General features: G+C 62.9%; 1 protein-coding gene. It reads right to left on the bottom strand.

Features of this window, described 5'->3' with window-relative positions; all coding sequences use genetic code 11:
* Window positions 1-3: 3 nt before the first annotated feature.
* Window positions 4-1,206: an ISL3 family transposase gene (locus K7I12_RS17400; RefSeq protein WP_031382508.1), complete on the bottom strand. Its 1,203-nt coding sequence runs from the start codon at window positions 1,204-1,206 to the stop codon at window positions 4-6.
* Window positions 1,207-1,329: the final 123 nt, after the last annotated feature.

The raw sequence follows: 1,329 nt of genomic DNA, 5'->3' as shown, positions 1-1,329 counted from the left end.
GGTTCATCGCACTTTGCCGGGAAAAGCGGCCCGGATCTTCAGGAAGAAGTACGCCGTGTCACGGTACCCGTAGGCCATCCGTTTGATGACCTTGATCCGATTGTTCATGCCCTCCAGCACACTGGTGTTCAGCCGGTGTCGAGCGCTGGAGATGATCCCCTCCAGGTAGGGTTCCAACCGCCTGGTGAACCGCGCCAAGGCATCGATGCCGCTGCTGATTGCCATGTCGTACCACTCCCGCCAGGCGCTTCGAGCGGTGGCTTCGTCGTCGGCAAACCATAGGGTCTTGAGCTGATCCTTGAGCAGATACGCCGTGGTTAGTGAGGCATTGACCGCCAGCAACTCATCCAGCTTCACCGCCTGCTCGGGCTTGAGGTTGTCGGCATTGCGCAGCAGCAACCAGCGGCTGCCCTTGATCACCCTGCGGGCCGCCTTGTCGTCGCGCAGCTGGTTGGCCTGATCGACGCGCACCCGATTCATCACCTCGCGCCCGTACTTGGCCACCACATGGAAGCGGTCGTAGACCACCTCGGCATTGGGACATTGGGCCTTCACCTCGAGATCGAAGGCCGAATTCATGTCCATGGCGACGGCCTCGATCCGCTCTCGCGCCTCGCCCAGCCACTCGAAGAACGGGCGGATCGCATCGCGGGAGCGGCCTTCGCCGATCCATACCACCTGCTGGGTGTCAGCGCAGGCGACCACGGTGGCGTAGCGGTGCCCCTTGTGCAGGGCGAACTCGTCCATCATCAGGCGCCTCAACCGTGTTGGGTCCGGTGCCGGCAGGTCGCGTTGCAGGCGCTGCTTGTCGAGGGTCTTGACGGTATGCCAGTGCAAGCCGACCAGATCCGCGACATGCCGGATCGGCAGCAACGTAACCAAACGCTCCACCCACTGGCGCAGCGTGGTGGTGACCGGCGAGCGCCCGGGTAACCAGTCGATGCGCTCTCGTGTCGGGCCACAGACCGGGCAGCGCAAGCGTCGCACCGGGACGTCGAGCTCCACCCGGTAGATCAGCAGTGGTGCCTCACGGACGCGCCGGCGATGCACGTCATGCACCAGGAAACAGGCATGGTCGCAGCCGCTGCAGACGGGCGGGACCCGGTCATCGGGCTCCAGCTGGAGCCGCAGCGTCTGAGCATCCAGGAACTCGTGGTGGGTGACGGTGAAGCCTTTCCAGAACAGGTTGAGCGGGGTAGCATCCATGGTAACGGCGGTATCCGTAGGCAGACGTTTGTGGTGAACATCAGCATATACGGATTTACCGCCGTTTTTCTATCCTGCCTTCACCGCAAACCCTGCCTGTTTCACGCTGATCTGCGAAGAACC

Source organism: Halomonas sp. IOP_31, assembly GCF_021151495.1.
GTDB lineage: Bacteria > Pseudomonadota > Gammaproteobacteria > Pseudomonadales > Halomonadaceae > Modicisalibacter > Modicisalibacter zincidurans.
This window is presented reverse-complemented; position numbering and strand designations above follow the sequence as displayed.